Origin of the sequence: Bradyrhizobium sp. Ai1a-2 (assembly GCF_000426245.1) — a bacterium.
Lineage (GTDB): Bacteria > Pseudomonadota > Alphaproteobacteria > Rhizobiales > Xanthobacteraceae > Bradyrhizobium.
Window position 1 is genome coordinate 20,364 of record NZ_AUEZ01000063.1, and the last position, 14,856, is coordinate 35,219.

Below are 14,856 nucleotides of genomic sequence, written 5' to 3' on the forward strand. Positions count from 1 at the left end.
GACCGTGTTTTAACACGGATATCCCGGCATCGTTCGCCGACAGGGCTCCCGATCACCGCTTCTTGACTACATCTGAAACCGACATGGATTCTGTCCTCAACCGCGCGTCCGGCGATGTCAGGGATGCGCTCTCCGTGCTCAATTCCGTGTTCGGCCTCACAACGTTCCGGGGCGCGCAGGAAGAGATCGTCCGCCATGTGACCGATGGCGGTAATTGCCTGGTGCTGATGCCGACCGGCGGGGGCAAATCGCTCTGCTACCAGCTGCCGTCGCTGCTGCGCGAGGGCTGCGGCATCGTGGTCTCGCCGCTGATCGCGCTGATGCGCGACCAGGTTGCGGGCCTCACCGAGGCCGGCGTCAACGCGGCCGTGCTGAACTCGACGCTGTCGCCGCAAGAAGCCAATGAGGTCGAGCGGCGGCTGATCGCAGGCGATCTCGATCTGCTGTATGTCGCACCAGAACGGCTGGTGACGCCGCGCTGCCTCAGCCTGCTCGCACAGGCGAAGATCGCACTGTTTGCGATCGACGAGGCGCATTGCGTCTCGCAATGGGGCCATGATTTCCGGCCCGAATATATCGGCCTTTCCGTGATCGCCGAGCGCTTTCCCGACGTGCCGCGCATGGCGCTGACCGCGACCGCCGACGACTTGACACGCCAGGAGATCGCCGAACGGCTTTCGCTTGCCGACGCCCCGCGCTTCGTCTCGAGCTTCGACCGGCCGAACATCCGCTACGAAATCATCGACAAGGTGAATTCGCTGACGCAATTGAAGGCGTTCATCGCCGAGCGCCATGCCGGGGAGGCCGGCGTGGTCTATTGCCTGTCGCGCGCCAAGGTGGAAGACGTCGCAGCCTCGCTCAGCGCGGCCGGCATCCCTGCGCTGCCTTATCACGCCGGGCTGGAACCCAGCGTGCGCGCACGCAATCAGGATCGCTTCATCAACGAGGACGGCATCGTCGTCGTCGCCACCGTTGCCTTCGGCATGGGCATCGACAAGCCGGACGTGCGCTTCGTCGCCCATCTCGATCTGCCCAAGAGCATCGAAGCCTATTACCAGGAGACCGGCCGCGCGGGACGCGACGGCAAGGCGTCAAGCGCGTGGATGGCTTATGGCCTCTCCGACATCGTGCAGCAGCGCCGCATGATTGACGAATCCACTGGCTCCGATGCCTATAAGCGCGTCTCGATCGGCAAGCTCGATTCGCTGGTGGCGCTGGCGGAAACCGTGGGCTGCCGCCGGCGGCGCCTGCTGGCCTATTTCGGCGAGGCGCTGACGGAAGAGAATTGCGGCAATTGCGACAATTGCCTGTCGCCGCCCCGCGTGCGCGACGGCAAGATTTTGGCGCAGAAGATGCTGTCCTGCGTCTACCGCACCGGCCAGCGCTTCGGCGCCATGCACCTGATCGACGTACTGGTCGGCCGCCTCACCGAGCGCGTGACCCAGTTTGGACACGACAAGCTTTCGGTGTTCGGCGTCGGCCGCGAGCTCAATGAGAAGCAGTGGCGCGCGGTGCTGCGCCAGCTCGTCGCCATGGGGCATCTTTGGGCCGACGGCGAGGCTTTCGGCGCGCTGAAACTGACCGAGAGCGCGCGCGGCGTCCTGAAAGGCGAGACCGAGGTGCTGCTGCGCGAGCAGGCGGAAGGCGCGCGCAACCGCGCCATCCGTTCCAAGTCGCGGCGCGGCGAGCTTGCGCCTGTCGCGGCCGGCCAGGGCAAGGCCGCCAATCCTGCGCTTCACGCCGCGCTGCGCGCCTGGCGCTCCGAGGTGGCGCGGCAGCGCAGCGTTCCGGCCTATGTCGTGCTGCACGATTCCACCATCGACGGCATCGCCGCCGTGCGCCCGACGACGCTCGACCAGCTTCGCGGCATCGCCGGAATCGGCGATAAGAAGCTCGAGCACTACGGCGACGAGCTGATCGCGGTGGTGCGGTCGACCGAAGGCTGAGCGCCCGATCTGGGCGTTTGGCGACGGCATTTCCGGTTGCTGGAGCATGATCCGGAAAAGTGGAAACCGGTTTTCCTTCGCGACAAACGCGGAGCGTTTGCGCGGAGATCATGCTCAAATAGCGAGATGAGATCATGATCCGATTTCATCCAATCGGATCATGATCTAGGGTGGCGGCGATGCACGAATTGGGCCTTCAGGACTTGATCAAGCGGATCGGCGCCGAGCATGTCAGGCGGCGGTTGAACGACGAAACCGAACACGAGGCGCAGCTGTTCGGCCAGGGGACGCTATTCTTCAACCTGGAGAACTCGCTGCTTGCGCCGGGCGTCATTGCAACGGCGCTCAAGCTTACCGGGCTGTACGGCCGCGCGCGGCAGAACGCGGACCGCGTGTGCCTCAGGCGGAACGAGCTCGCCTCGACCGTATTGCCCAAGAGCTTTGACGGTTTCACCATGCTGCATATCAGCGACCTGCACGCCGACATGAGCGCCGGTGCCATGCGGAGGCTGCCCGGCATGGTCGCGGACCTCGCCTATGATATCTGCGTCCTGACCGGCGACTATCGCGGCCAGACCTTTGGTCCGTTCGACAAGAGCCTTGAATATCTTGCACCGGTGATCGCGGCGCTGAAGCCACCGGTTTACGGCATCCTCGGCAATCACGACACGATCCGGATGACGCCGGGATTGGAGGCTATGGGCATCCGGATGCTGTTCAACGAGTGCGAGGTGATCCGGCGCGGCGATGAGGCGATCTATCTCGCCGGCGTCGACGATGCGCATTTCTATCGCGCCGACGACATCGGCAAGGCTGCCGCGTCGATTCCAGGCGGCGCCTTCTCGATCCTGCTTTCGCATACGCCGGAAGTGTACCGGGCGGCGGCTGCCGCGAGCTTCGACCTGATGCTGAGCGGGCACACCCATGGCGGCCAGCTCTGCCTGCCCGGCGGCATCGCGATCAAGCTGGAAGCATGGCTGCCGCGCGCGTTCGGCGCCGGCGCCTGGCGCTACGACAAGATGGCCGGCTACACCTCGGTGGGCGCCGGCACCAGCCTGCTGCCGGTCCGCCTCAATTGCCCGGCGGAGATCACGCTGCACACGCTGCGACGGGCGGCGTAACGCGCCATGCGCGGGCGTGCCTGCGTCAACGAGCCGGCTTCTTCGCCCTCGCACTCTGCTCTTTCGCGGTGCACGAGATCAGCAGCGTGTAACCGCGGGCGGCTTTCGCGATCTCTGCGGTTTCCTTGTTCGGGTCGCGTTGCGTGGTGGCACGATACGCCACCGCGCTGTTGTCGAGGAAATCCTTGAGGGCACCGGTCTTGATGGCGAAGTTGATGTTCTCGGGAATGTTGCCGGTGGCCTGCGCCACCTTGATCGCATCGAGCTTGCCCGAGACTACGCCGACCACGGCGCCGGTGAAGTCGAGCAGCGGACCGCCGCTGTTTCCCGGTTGCACCGCAGCGCTGATCTGCAGAAAGCGGGTGTCGTTGAACATGCCGCTCATCGAACTGACAATGCCGGTGGTGACGGTGAAATCCGATGTCAGCAGCCCGTGATACGGATAACCTATCGCGATCACGCCGTCTCCGGTTTGCACCGAATACTCCCGGATGGTCGCCACTTCCTTGAACAGGCTGGGTGCCTGCAGCAGCGCCAGATCGTTGGTTTGGTCACTCGAGACCAGCCGCAGCTTGATCGGCGCTTCGCCGCCGAGATTGCCGCTGATCTCGTCGCAGCCACTGATGACGTGGTTGTTGGTGACGATGTGTCCGTTGCCGCTGATCACAAAGCCGGTACCGGTCTTGTTGACGGGCTTGGCCTGCTTCGGCGGCGCGGCACTGGGCTGGGCCGGCTCAGCCGTCGACGGTGCGGCGGCCTGCTTCGGCGGTGCGACCGCAAACTCACCGGCATTGGCGAGCCCGTTCTTCCTGACGCTTTCGACGCAAGTGACCAGCGCGGGCAACAGCTGCGCGGTCTGGTTCAGGTTGAACTGGAAGAGCTGGCCCTCGGCAAACGCGCTCATCGTCCGCGCCTTGCGGAATTGATTGATCAGCGACGAATTGAGCGGCATGTCGACCGCCACGAGCTGCGCCCCAAGCGGCCGCCCATACACGTTGAAGGGCTGCTGGCCGTCAAAGGTCAGCGTCATCGGAAAGGATTCGCCGGCCGTCAACCGCCAGCCCTGATGGGAAAATCCCAGGCGCCAATTGCCGCGGGCGTCGATCAGGACCAGGAAGTAGATGCCGCTCTGGTAGGAGGCACCGGCGGCGCAATGAGTGAAGTTGCCGCTGCTGTCGTCGGTATAGGCGCCGCCCTGCCAGTTGCCTATCGTGATCGAGCCGTAAGGCCCGCGCGCATGCGAAGATGGCACGGACAGAAGAACGCACGCGGCCGCGACAACCGCGCTGATTGCAAGTCTCATACTTCACTACCCCAGCCACGGCCCATCATAGGAGGCTTCGGAACTCGTCCGCAAGCTGCGTGCGAACGGCGCTGTCAGGCGCCGGACGCCATGCCTAATGTTCTTATTTTGTTCTTAGTGTGAAATCTCGTCAACCAGAAAGTGAGGAGCCGTAGCCCGGATGAAGCGAAGCGCAATCCGGGACAGACCATCGCGGATGCGATGCCCCGGGTTGCGCTGCGCTCCACCCGGCTACGTAGCGTCACCCATTTCGGAACGTGTACGCATAGCCGTTGATCGCCGGCGCGCCGCCGAGATGGGCGTACAGCACTTTCGAGCCCGCCGGGAAGAAGCCCTTCTGCACGAGGTCGATCATGCCCTGCATGGATTTACCCTCGTAGACGGGATCGGTGATCATTCCCTCCAGCCGCGCACAAAGCCGGATCGCCTCCTTGGTCGCGTCGGACGGCACGCCATAGGCGGGATAGGCGTATTCCTCGAGCAGCACCACATCGTCTTCGACGATCTTGCGATCGAGCTCGACGAGATCAGCGGTGTTCTGCGCAATCGAAAGCACCTGCGCCTTGGTCTGCGCCGGGGTGAAGGAGGCATCGATGCCGATCACGTTTCGCGCGCGGCCGTCGGCGGCGAAGCCGACCAGCATGCCGGCATGGGTGGAGCCGGTCACGGTGCAGACGACGATGTAGTCGAAGCTGAAGCCGAGCTCCTTCTCCTGTGCCCGCACCTCCTCGGCGAAGCCGACATAGCCGAGCCCGCCATATTTGTGCACGGACGCACCGGCCGGGATCGCATAGGGCTTGCCGCCCTGCGCCTTCACCTCCTCGATCGCCTGCTCCCAACTCTTGCGGATGCCGATGTCAAAGCCTTCGTCGACCAGCCGCACGTCGGCGCCCATCACGCGGCTGAGCAGGATGTTGCCGACGCGGTCATAGACCGCGTCCTCATGCGGCACCCAGCTTTCCTGCACCAGGCGGCACTTCATGCCGATCTTGGCGGCCACGGCCGCGACCATCCGCGTGTGGTTCGACTGCACGCCGCCGATCGAGACCAGCGTATCGGCGTTGGACGCGATCGCATCAGGGATAATGTATTCGAGCTTGCGCAACTTGTTGCCGCCGAAGGCGAGCCCCGAATTGCAGTCCTCGCGCTTGGCAAAGATCTCCACCCTGCCGCCGAGATGCTTTGAGAGCCGCGCCAGTTTCTCGATATGCGTCGGGCCGAAAGTGAGCGGATAGCGCGCGAATTTTTCCAGCATCGTCATTCCCGTTGATGGCGTCGTCTCGATGCGAATCCCTAGCACCGGCCGTGCGAAAGGTGCTCTCTATTTCGATTGGCGACTTTGTGATCTATTACGCCAAATGTACCCTTGCGCCGCCAGTTCTCTCATAAAGCCTCCCTATCGTGAAAGAATCTTCCATGACTACTGGAATCGATCGCATCGACCTCAAGATCCTGCGATTGCTGCAGAAGAACGGCCGGTTGAGCAACGCCGAACTGGCTGACAAGGCCGGCGTCAGCCCCGCTACCTGCCACCGCCGCACCCAACGCTTGTTCGAGGACGGTTTTGTCAAAGAGGTCCGCGCGATCGTCACGCCGCGCAAGGTCGGCAAGGGCGCGCTCGTGATGGTCGGCGTCGTGCTCGACCGCTCCACGCCCGAAAGCTTTGCTTCCTTCGAGCAGGCGATCGCGAAACTCAAATTCATCCTCGACTGTCACCTCGTCGCTGGCGACTTCGACTATTTCCTGAAAATTCGTGTCGGCGACATGGAAGATTTCAACCGCATCCATGGCGAGCAATTGATCGCGCTGCCGGGTGTCCGGCAGACGCGAACCTTCTTCGTGATGAAGGAGGTGGTGGACAATGCGCCGCTGGAGTTTTGAGCTGACGATCCTGCCCGAACGGTTGTCACGGCAACTTCACTTGCTTCGTGCCGCCATGCACGCGACGCTCGAACCGTCTTTTGGTTTTCATCAGAGAGAGGAGCTTTGCCGTGCGCCTTCCCATCCTCGATCCGACCGAACTGACCACCGAGCAGAAGCCGCTTTACGACGACATGCGAAAGGGTATCCAGGACCACTTCAAAGGGTTCGTGAACATGCGCGCCGACGGCGCGCTGCTCGGCCCCTGGAATCCCTGGCTGCGCGAGCCGCGATTCGGCAAGCCGGTCTGGGATCTGGTGAAGGCCGTCGCCTCGAATCCGCTGCTGCCGGCACCGGTGCGCGAGGTCGCGATCCTCGTCACCGGATCGCATTTCCGCTCGGGCTATGAGCTCTACGCCCATGTGCTGGTCGCCGAGGCGCGCGGCCTCTCCGACGAGAAGCTCGCCACCATCGTCGCCGGCCAGCGCCCGCTCGACCTGACGCGGCAGGAGGCGGTCGCCTACGACATGGCCTCGGCGCTCGTGAACGGCGGCGTGCTGCCGGAATTGACCTATCGCGCGGCGGTGCTGGAGTTCGGCGAGCACGGCGCAGCCGAACTGTCCTATCTCGTCGGCGTCTACTGCATGGTCTCGGTCACGCTGAACACGTTCGACGTGCCGGTGCCGGATTGACCAGAGCGTAGCTCTACTCTGCGTAGCCCGGGTGGAGCGAACGCGAAACCCGGGACGTCAGCGCCGCACCACGACCCGGGAGAGCGATTTTGGCACTCAGCCAACGCCCCGGCAATGAGGCGCGCATTCGCCCGCTTCGGACCGCGCGGTCCAAGTCCTCTCAGCCTGCGTAGAACGCTCGCCTACAACCGCAACCTCCTTTTGGCGGACTGAAACACTGCAGTAGCAGGAGACAGTTTGAATGCGCCCTATCAACCAGCGCAAGCCGTGGGCGTGGGCATAGGCAAGCATCGCTTCTCGGTGAGCGCGCAAGCACTCGTAAACCGGGGACGACACATGCCGCGATCAAACGCAGAGGGTGAACGGCTGAAGACGACGCCGGGACGTCGGCTCAGGATTCAGATTTCCTCCACTGACATAAAAGTCGTTCTTGCAGCTCTCCTTGGTCTTTTCCTGCCTTTCAATGCGTCGGCGCAGAGCGTCAGCAATGCGACGCTCGACCGCATCAGGGCGAATACCTCGGCGGTCGACAGCAACTTCATCAAGGCAAACGCGAGAACATCCAAGGATTGGCCAACCATCGGCCTCGACTACGCCGAAACGCGGTTCAGCAAGCTCAATCAGATCAACACCGACAACGTGAAGGATCTTGGGCTGGTCTGGAGCTACAATCTTGAATCATCGCGCGGTGTCGAGGCGACACCCGTCGTCGTTGACGGCATCATGTATCAATCGGCGTCCTGGAGCGTGGTCCATGCCATCGACGCGCGGACCGGAAAAAAACTCTGGTCGTTCGATCCAGGTGTCGACCGGTCAAAGGCCTATAGGGGCTGCTGCGACGTGGTCAACCGTGGCGTCGCCATCTACAAGGGCAAGGTATTCGTGGGCGCCTATGACGGGCGCCTGATCGCGCTCGATGCCGCGACCGGCGCGAAGGTCTGGGAAAAGGATACGCTGATCGACCACGAGCATTCCTATACGATCACCGGCGCGCCTCGTGCGTTCAACGGCAAGGTCGTGATCGGCCAGGGCGGCGCCGAGTACGGTGCGCGCGGGTATGTCACGGCGTACGACACCGAGACAGGTAATCAACTCTGGCGCTGGTTCACTGTACCAGGGGATCCATCGAAGCCGTTTGAGGACGCTTCGATGGAAGCCGCGGCCAAGACCTGGGATCCGGCAGGCAAATACTGGCTCAATGGTGGCGGCGGCACTCCGTGGGACACGATCACGTTCGATCCCGACCTGAACATGGTCTATGTCGGCACTGGAAACGGCGGTCCTTGGAATCGCAAAATCCGTAGTCCGTCGGGCGGCGATAATCTCTACCTCGCCTCGCTCGTCGCGCTCAACGCCGACACAGGGCAATATATCTGGCATTACCAGGAGACGCCCGGCGACAATTGGGACTACACGTCGACCCAGCCGATGATCCTCGCGGACATTACGATCGACGGTGCGCTGCGTAAGGTGATCTTGCACGCGCCGAAGAATGGTTTCTTCTTCGTCATCGATCGTACCAATGGCAAGTTTATCTCGGCCAAGAACTTCGTCGATGTCAATTGGGCGACGGGATACGACGCCAACGGGCGGCCTATCGAGCTGCCGGCTGCGCGTGGCGACGATCCATACGACTCCATTCCCGGGCCGGACGGAGCTCACAATTGGCACCCAATGTCGTTCAATCCCCAGACCGGCCTCGTCTACATTCCGGCGCAGCACCTACCGGTTAGTCTGACGCCGGAAAAGTCATTTGTGCAGAATGCCGCTACGCCGGGCAAGGCTGGCTCCATATTGGGTGGGAATATCGGCGTCGTTTTCAACAGCACGCCTCCGAAGTCGTCTGCATTTGGACGACTGCTCGCTTGGGACCCGGTGCATCAAAGGGAAGTCTGGCGAGTCGAGCACGTGTCGCCGTGGAACGGCGGTACGCTGACCACCGCGGGCAACCTGGTTTTCCAGGGGACAGCGGATGGCCGCTTCGTCGCCTATAACGCAGCAACGGGAACCAAGCTGTGGGAAAGCCCGACCGGTACCGGCGTGGTCGCGGCTGCCGCAACTTACATGATCGATAACATACAGTATGTCTCGATTGCGGTCGGCTGGGGCGGCGCTTTCGGCCTTGCTCAGCGAGTGACCGAGTACCAGAACCCGGGAACGGTCTATACATTTGCGCTGGGCGGCAAGGCGAAGCTGCCGGAGTTCGTGAAGTACCAGACCGAAGGTCTCCTGCAGGGTGTGAAGTACGATCCGAAGGATGTTCAGGACGGCGCCGGCATCTATGTCGCGGCCTGTGCAGGCTGCCATGGTGTGCCCGGTGTCAATCGCGGCGGCAACATCAGAAATCTCGGCTACGTTCGCGCCGAAGAGATCACCAATCTAAAGGATATTGTCTTCGACGGTCCGTTCCGCGACAAAGGCATGCCTGATTTCACTGGCAAGCTGACAGAAGCGGACGTTGTGAAAATCCAGGCCTTCATCCAGGGCACTGCCGACGCTGTCAGGCCGGCGCGCAAGTAGCTGACCTTAGGCCAGTTGGGCCTTTCGAACCGCGCACGGTCTACGCTCCGCAGATCGTGCGCGATCCCCTAAGCTGCTGTTCGCGATATCATCGTCCGCACACGCGTCCGAGCTGAAAATCGGTCAAGCCATCGCTATGTCCGCTGCCGGCTCGAACCAAATAGCGCCACACTTGTTACTCCCACCGTTCGATCTCCGGTGTCACGCTGTCTCATGACCAACGACGAGCCATGAGCGGCGAGTGGAATTGTGCCTCACGCTACGAGGCGCGGGAATTCGCCCAAACCAGGAGGTTTCAAGAGCCATGAACACATCGGCCCAAAACGGACAAAAGGGCGGACAGCCCGCGATGCACACACCATCGGTCGTGTCGCCGCTCGAATGGGAAGCGGCCCGCAAGCAGATGCTCGTGAAGGAGAAGGCGCAGACCCGCGCCCGTGACGCGCTCGCCGCCGAGCGCCGTCGCATGCCCTGGATGGCGGTGGAGAAGGCGTATGCGTTCGAGGGGCTCGCAGGCAAGGCCAGCCTGCTCGATCTGTTCGACGGCCGGCGTCAGCTCATCCTCTATCGCGCTTTCTTCGAACCGGGCGTGTTCGGCTGGCCCGACCATGCCTGCCGGGGCTGCTCGATGGTGGCCGACCAGGTTGCCCATGTCGCGCACCTGAACGCCCGCGACACCACGCTGGTTTTCGTCTCTCGTGCGCCGCAGGCGGACATCGCGCGGCTGAAGGCGCGGATGGGCTGGAAGATACCGTGGTTCACCATCACCGACGGCTTCGACACCGACTTCGGTGTGAACGAATGGCACGGCACCAACGTGTTCTACCGCGACGGCGACCGCGTGTTCCGCACCTACTTCATCAACAACCGCGGCGACGAGCAGATGGGAGGCACCTGGAATTACCTCGACATCACGCCGCTGGGCCGGCAGGAGGTCTGGGAGGACTCGCCCGAAGGCTATCCCCAGACCCCGACCTACAAGTGGTGGAACTGGCACGACAACTACGTTGCAGAAGCCGCACCCGACAAGACGTGGGTCGAAGTGTCTGATGCCGGAGAGAAAGCATTCCGGAACAAGGACGCCGACACCAGGCCTTGAGCCGCGCTTCCAGTCACTGAGCCCTGCGCCGTGCGGACGGCGCAGGGGCGGGCCGCAACTCCATGTTGGAGACTTACTCGCGGCTGCGAGCTCACGATGAACAGGTGTTCATGAGCGTGACCAAATCGTCATGGAAGTTTCGTTGAATGGCCTTGTCGATCGCCTACGTTTCACTGAAACGGGAGGATCTTCCATGAAGCAATCGCAGCATCTCTTGGATAACGCCGTTACCTGTTCAAAGCTTGCCAAGCGTACAACTGACCGACAGATGAAAACTCACTTCAAGCGCATGGAAGAAGCTTGGAGAGCTCTGGCGCGAGAGCAGGACTGGCTCGACGGAGAAATCACTCCGGTCGACGTATCCCGGCTTGGCCGCAGGCCCCGCATCGGGCACTCAGCGCCGCTCATTCCAAGCGAGCGGTCGTGAAGGATTGGCTGCCGCCGCAGCTCATTGCATGCCGACCGACATCCTTTACGACATCGATGAACGCCCGTAGCGCGCGCTGCACCAGCCGGTGATAGCCGGCGAACGGCGGCGAACGGCGGCGACCATTCCTTGAGGATCGGTACGAGTGCCGACATTCAATGTCGGCCGCGAGGCGAACATCCGTCCGCCCGCACTTACTCGGTGGTCTCGCCTCGTAGCTCCGCCGTGAAGCCGTCGGTATTTTCGAAATTCACCTTCACTTTGTCGCCGTCGAAGGTCAACGCCCAGGTCTGGATTTCGCTATGCCCCAGAATCCGGCGCTCCATCACAAACGTATGTTCGCTGGTCCAGCGTCCCCTTGCGGCATTGATCCCATACAGCGCCGGAGGGCTCTTGCGATAGGCTCCGTGCAGTCCAACCAATCCTGTGAACCGCCCGTCCCCCTCGTCGGTATAGGTCGTGATGACCCACGAGGAATCCGAGTCGTAAAAATTCAGCGTGAAACTTTTCAGTCGCAGCCTGTTGTCGAAGAAATGATAGACCTTTCCCGAAACCGCCTTGGCCAGCTCTGGCGTGCCGCCGACGGCGTACGGCTTTTCCGTCGCAGCTCGGCGTGTCGCTTCAGTCAATAACGCCTTGGCGATGGGATCCTCGGGCAGCGGCTTGTCGGCTTTGACCGCGTGGGAGATGTCGTCTATCAGATCGGAGGTCGAATAGGATTCAGTATCCCGCAGGGCTCCGGTCATAACGACGATAACATCCAGCCTCGGTATGATAAGAATCAATTGCGAATGCCGGCCGCGCGCCATATAGGCACCCTTTTCGGGATACGACCACCACAGGTTTCCGTAGTGGAATCCGGACGTCGCGGCCACGGGCCCGGACTTTGCCCTTTCGACCCATGAAGGCGGGATAAGCTGTTTTCCTTCCCACTGCCCGTTGTGAAGATACAGGTATCCGATCCTGGCCATATCGTGTGGCGCGAGATACAGGCCCGCTTCGCCGTCCGTCACACCCTGCGCATCCACATTTCCCCATCGGGCGCTGTGGATGCCAAGCGGTTCGAACAGCTCCTTCTTTGCAAAATCGAGGGCGCTCTGCCCGGACTTCCTGTTGATGAGCGCGGACAGCAGATACGGGTTGCCACCATTGTAGTTGAAACTGGCGCCGGGCGCGCCAGCCATCGGCTGGTTTAGCACGAAGGCTGTCCGATCCGGGCTCTCGTACATCGTCATGATTTTCTCGCCGGGACGATATGCCTTCTGCAGCCATTCGATGCCCGATGTCATGTCGAGGAGGCTTTGCACCGTCATCGCCTTCTTCCGGTCATCGACGTCTTGGATCTGCTTGTCTGAAAACAGGTCGATGACCGGGTGATCAACGCTATCAAGGTCGCCCTTCTGCAGTTCAATGGCGGTCAGCGTGCCGACGACGCTCTTGGTCACGGATCTCACATCGTGGCTGATCCCGGCGATGTACGGAGCGTAGGAGACATCAGCTACGATCTTGCCGTGGCGAATGATCGTCAGGCTGTCCTGTTTATAAGCGCCGACATTCTCTATCAGCCGGGCAAGACTCGCTGAGTCCATCCCCTGTTCTTCGGGGCTCGACGTCTGCCAGGATTTTGTCGGCCAAAGGATTTCCTGGGGACCTTGATCGTCAGTTGCGGCAGCAGGCCGGTTGAATGCGCCAAGCGAGTGGAAGCTCGCGACTAACCCAACAAGCGTCAACATTTTGAAACGCATTGGACCCTCGCGGTTCGCGCCTGTCGCCAAGCGACAGGCAGCGCCGAGCGTCAGATCCGAAACGAATGCCTGATCTGTCGTAGCATCGACAGTGTAGCATCCGTGTATTGGCCTGCGTAGTAATACTGATCGAGCTGCAATGCGCCAAGCAGCACCAGAACCGCAATTGCGAAGCCCTTGAGCATACGGGCCTCCTTTGTGGAAGAGACCGCCAACCGGGCTGGTCCGGGTTTCAAATCATTCCGGAATTCGCTGTCGCCAAGGCACGATCCGGCAGAGTGGCTACCGGTTCTCGAAAAATCGCGCTCAAACAAAGAGCTAGAGCGGGATCACGATTCGAGGAAACGTCATCGCGCCCCAATCGCGACCATTTGCAATGATGACAGGCTGGCAGGGATTTGTAGACGAAAGCTGAATGAACTTGGTTGACGGAAGAATACCGGAATCATGGAGATAGCTGCGCATCCGGCGCCACCGCGAGCGCGGTGCTACGCACCGCAGATGGCGAAGAACTCCGCGGCAGAGCCCTCGCCGCACTACGGATCGGCCGCAAGCATATTCCGCGCGGGCGCGCGATGCCGTAAGCTGGTGGCGTCAACCCTCGTCCCCGGAGTCCTGATCGCAAGTCCCCAAAGCAAGCCGTTTTCAGGCTCCGAGCGTCCGAGCCGTTGGCACACAAGCCGACATAACCCGGAGGAAGTCATGACGATGAGACCGGACCCCACGTTCCATGCGTCGCCAAAGCTCGCCATGGAAGCACCGCCGGAGAATTTTGCCTACACGCTGTTGCTTAGTCCCGATTTCTCGAAGCCCGACGCCCTCGCGGTGATCGACGTCAAGCCGGGCTCAAAGACCTACAGCCAGATCGTCCATACAGTGACGATGCCGAACAAGGGCGATGAATTCCACCATTTCGGCTGGAACGCCTGCTCCTCCGCACTGTCGCCGCTCACGGGACACGCCTTTGTCGAGCGCCGCTATCTCATCATCCCCGGGCTGCGGTCCTCGCGGATCTATATCATCGATACCAAGCCCGATCCGACCCAGGCGAAGCTGCACAAGATCATCGAACCGGAGGAAGTGTTCGACAAGACCGGCTACTCGCGGCCGCATACGATCCATTGCGGGCCGGACGGCATTTATGTCTCGACACTCGGCGGCGGCGGCAAGGACGGCACCAACGGGCCTCCCGGCATCTTCATCATGGACTGCGAGAGCTTCGACGTGCTGGGGCGCTGGGAGATCGATCGCGGCCCGCAGACGCTGCATTATGACTTCTGGTGGAATCTGCCGCGCGACTACATGGTGAGCAGCGAGTGGGGGCTGCCGCCGCAATTCGAGAACGGCATCGTCCCGGAAGACCTACTGTCGAACAAATACGGCCACCGGCTCCATTTCTGGGATCTGCGCGCGCGCCGCAATGTGCAGACCATCGATCTCGGTGCCAACCATCAGATGGCGCTCGAAGTGCGTCCTGCGCATGATCCGGTCAAGGAATATGGTTTCGCCGGCGTCGTCGTCGACACCACCAATCTCGAAGGCTCGATCTGGACCTGGTGGCGTGAGGGCGGCAAGTTCCACATCGAGAAGACGGCGACGATTCCGGCCGAGCCCGCGCCGAAGGAAAAGCTGCCGCCGTTGCTGCAGGGTTTCGGTGCGGTGCCGCCATTGGTGACCGACATCGACCTGTCGATGGACGATCGCTTCCTTTACGTCGCGTGCTGGGGCACCGGCGAAATGCGCCAATACGACGTCAGCGATCCCAGGAAGCCGAAGCTGGCCGGCTCCGTGCATATCGGCGGCATCGCGCGCCGCACGCCTCATCCCAACGGAAAGGCGTTCGCCGGCGGTCCGCAGATGGTCGAGATCAGCCGCGACGGCAAACGCGTGTATTGGACCAACTCGCTCTATTCGAGCTGGGACGACCAGTTCTATCCCGACGGCGTGCCGGGCGCCAAGGTGATGGCCAATGTCGGTCCAAATGGCGGACTGGAGCTCGCGCGCGACTACTTCGTGGGCTTCCCTGATGGCTACCGCGCGCATCAGATCCGTCTTGAAGGCGGCGACTGCTCGACGGATTCCTTCTGCTATCCGTCGGTCTGGAATTGAGCGAAGCAAGCTCGGCAGCCCTCTGGCTCTGGCT

Annotated in this window: 12 protein-coding genes; 8 read left to right on the top strand and 4 right to left on the bottom strand. The window is 61.9% G+C overall.

Annotated features, from left to right (window positions below; translation table 11 throughout):
- Nucleotides 1-83: 83 nt before the first annotated feature.
- Nucleotides 84-1,946 (top strand): DNA helicase RecQ, encoded by a 1,863-nt coding sequence (gene recQ / locus K288_RS0131170; RefSeq protein WP_027583076.1) that lies wholly within the window; start codon nt 84-86, stop codon nt 1,944-1,946.
- A gap of 179 nt (nt 1,947-2,125) precedes the next feature.
- Nucleotides 2,126-3,067, top strand: a complete 942-nt coding sequence (locus K288_RS0131175) for a metallophosphoesterase (protein ID WP_027583077.1) — start codon at nt 2,126-2,128, stop codon at nt 3,065-3,067.
- Between the two features lie 25 nt (nt 3,068-3,092).
- On the opposite strand, the gene K288_RS0131180 is transcribed toward K288_RS0131175, so the two are convergent.
- Nucleotides 3,093-4,370 (bottom strand): trypsin-like peptidase domain-containing protein, encoded by a 1,278-nt coding sequence (locus tag K288_RS0131180; protein WP_027583078.1) that lies wholly within the window; start codon nt 4,368-4,370, stop codon nt 3,093-3,095.
- A gap of 241 nt (nt 4,371-4,611) precedes the next feature.
- Nucleotides 4,612-5,625 carry a 1-aminocyclopropane-1-carboxylate deaminase gene (locus tag K288_RS0131185; protein WP_027583079.1) on the bottom strand — a complete coding sequence of 338 codons (1,014 nt, stop codon included), beginning with the start codon at nt 5,623-5,625 and terminating at the stop codon, nt 4,612-4,614.
- Between the two features lie 161 nt (nt 5,626-5,786).
- Here K288_RS0131185 and K288_RS0131190 point away from each other — a divergent pair, with 161 nt between their 5' ends.
- The 5 genes from K288_RS0131190 (at nt 5,787) to K288_RS47095 (ending at nt 10,968) form a co-directional block, all read left to right on the top strand.
- Nucleotides 5,787-6,251, top strand: coding sequence for an Lrp/AsnC ligand binding domain-containing protein (locus K288_RS0131190; protein ID WP_027583080.1), 465 nt, complete (start codon nt 5,787-5,789; stop codon nt 6,249-6,251).
- 110 nt (nt 6,252-6,361) lie between these two features.
- Nucleotides 6,362-6,922 carry a carboxymuconolactone decarboxylase family protein gene (locus K288_RS0131195; protein ID WP_027583081.1) on the top strand — a complete coding sequence of 187 codons (561 nt, stop codon included), beginning with the start codon at nt 6,362-6,364 and terminating at the stop codon, nt 6,920-6,922.
- Between the two features lie 336 nt (nt 6,923-7,258).
- Nucleotides 7,259-9,442, top strand: coding sequence for a PQQ-dependent dehydrogenase, methanol/ethanol family (locus K288_RS0131200; protein WP_027583082.1), 2,184 nt, complete (start codon nt 7,259-7,261; stop codon nt 9,440-9,442).
- A gap of 304 nt (nt 9,443-9,746) precedes the next feature.
- On the top strand, nt 9,747-10,541 hold the full coding sequence (locus K288_RS0131205) for a thioredoxin family protein (protein ID WP_043161205.1): 795 nt from the start codon (nt 9,747-9,749) through the stop codon (nt 10,539-10,541).
- A 193-nt stretch (nt 10,542-10,734) separates the two neighbouring features.
- Nucleotides 10,735-10,968: a hypothetical protein gene (locus K288_RS47095; protein WP_043161208.1), complete on the top strand. Its 234-nt coding sequence runs from the start codon at nt 10,735-10,737 to the stop codon at nt 10,966-10,968.
- Between the two features lie 194 nt (nt 10,969-11,162).
- Here K288_RS47095 and K288_RS47100 read toward each other — a convergent pair whose 3' ends face one another.
- Nucleotides 11,163-12,713, bottom strand: a complete 1,551-nt coding sequence (locus tag K288_RS47100) for a serine hydrolase (protein WP_152535759.1) — start codon at nt 12,711-12,713, stop codon at nt 11,163-11,165.
- Nucleotides 12,714-12,763: 50 nt separating this feature from the next.
- Nucleotides 12,764-12,898 (bottom strand): hypothetical protein, encoded by a 135-nt coding sequence (locus K288_RS55545; protein WP_256378858.1) that lies wholly within the window; start codon nt 12,896-12,898, stop codon nt 12,764-12,766.
- A 517-nt stretch (nt 12,899-13,415) separates the two neighbouring features.
- On the opposite strand from K288_RS55545, the gene K288_RS0131225 reads away from it, so the two are divergent.
- Nucleotides 13,416-14,822, top strand: a complete 1,407-nt coding sequence (locus K288_RS0131225) for a selenium-binding protein SBP56-related protein (protein WP_027583084.1) — start codon at nt 13,416-13,418, stop codon at nt 14,820-14,822.
- Nucleotides 14,823-14,856 lie beyond the last annotated feature (34 nt).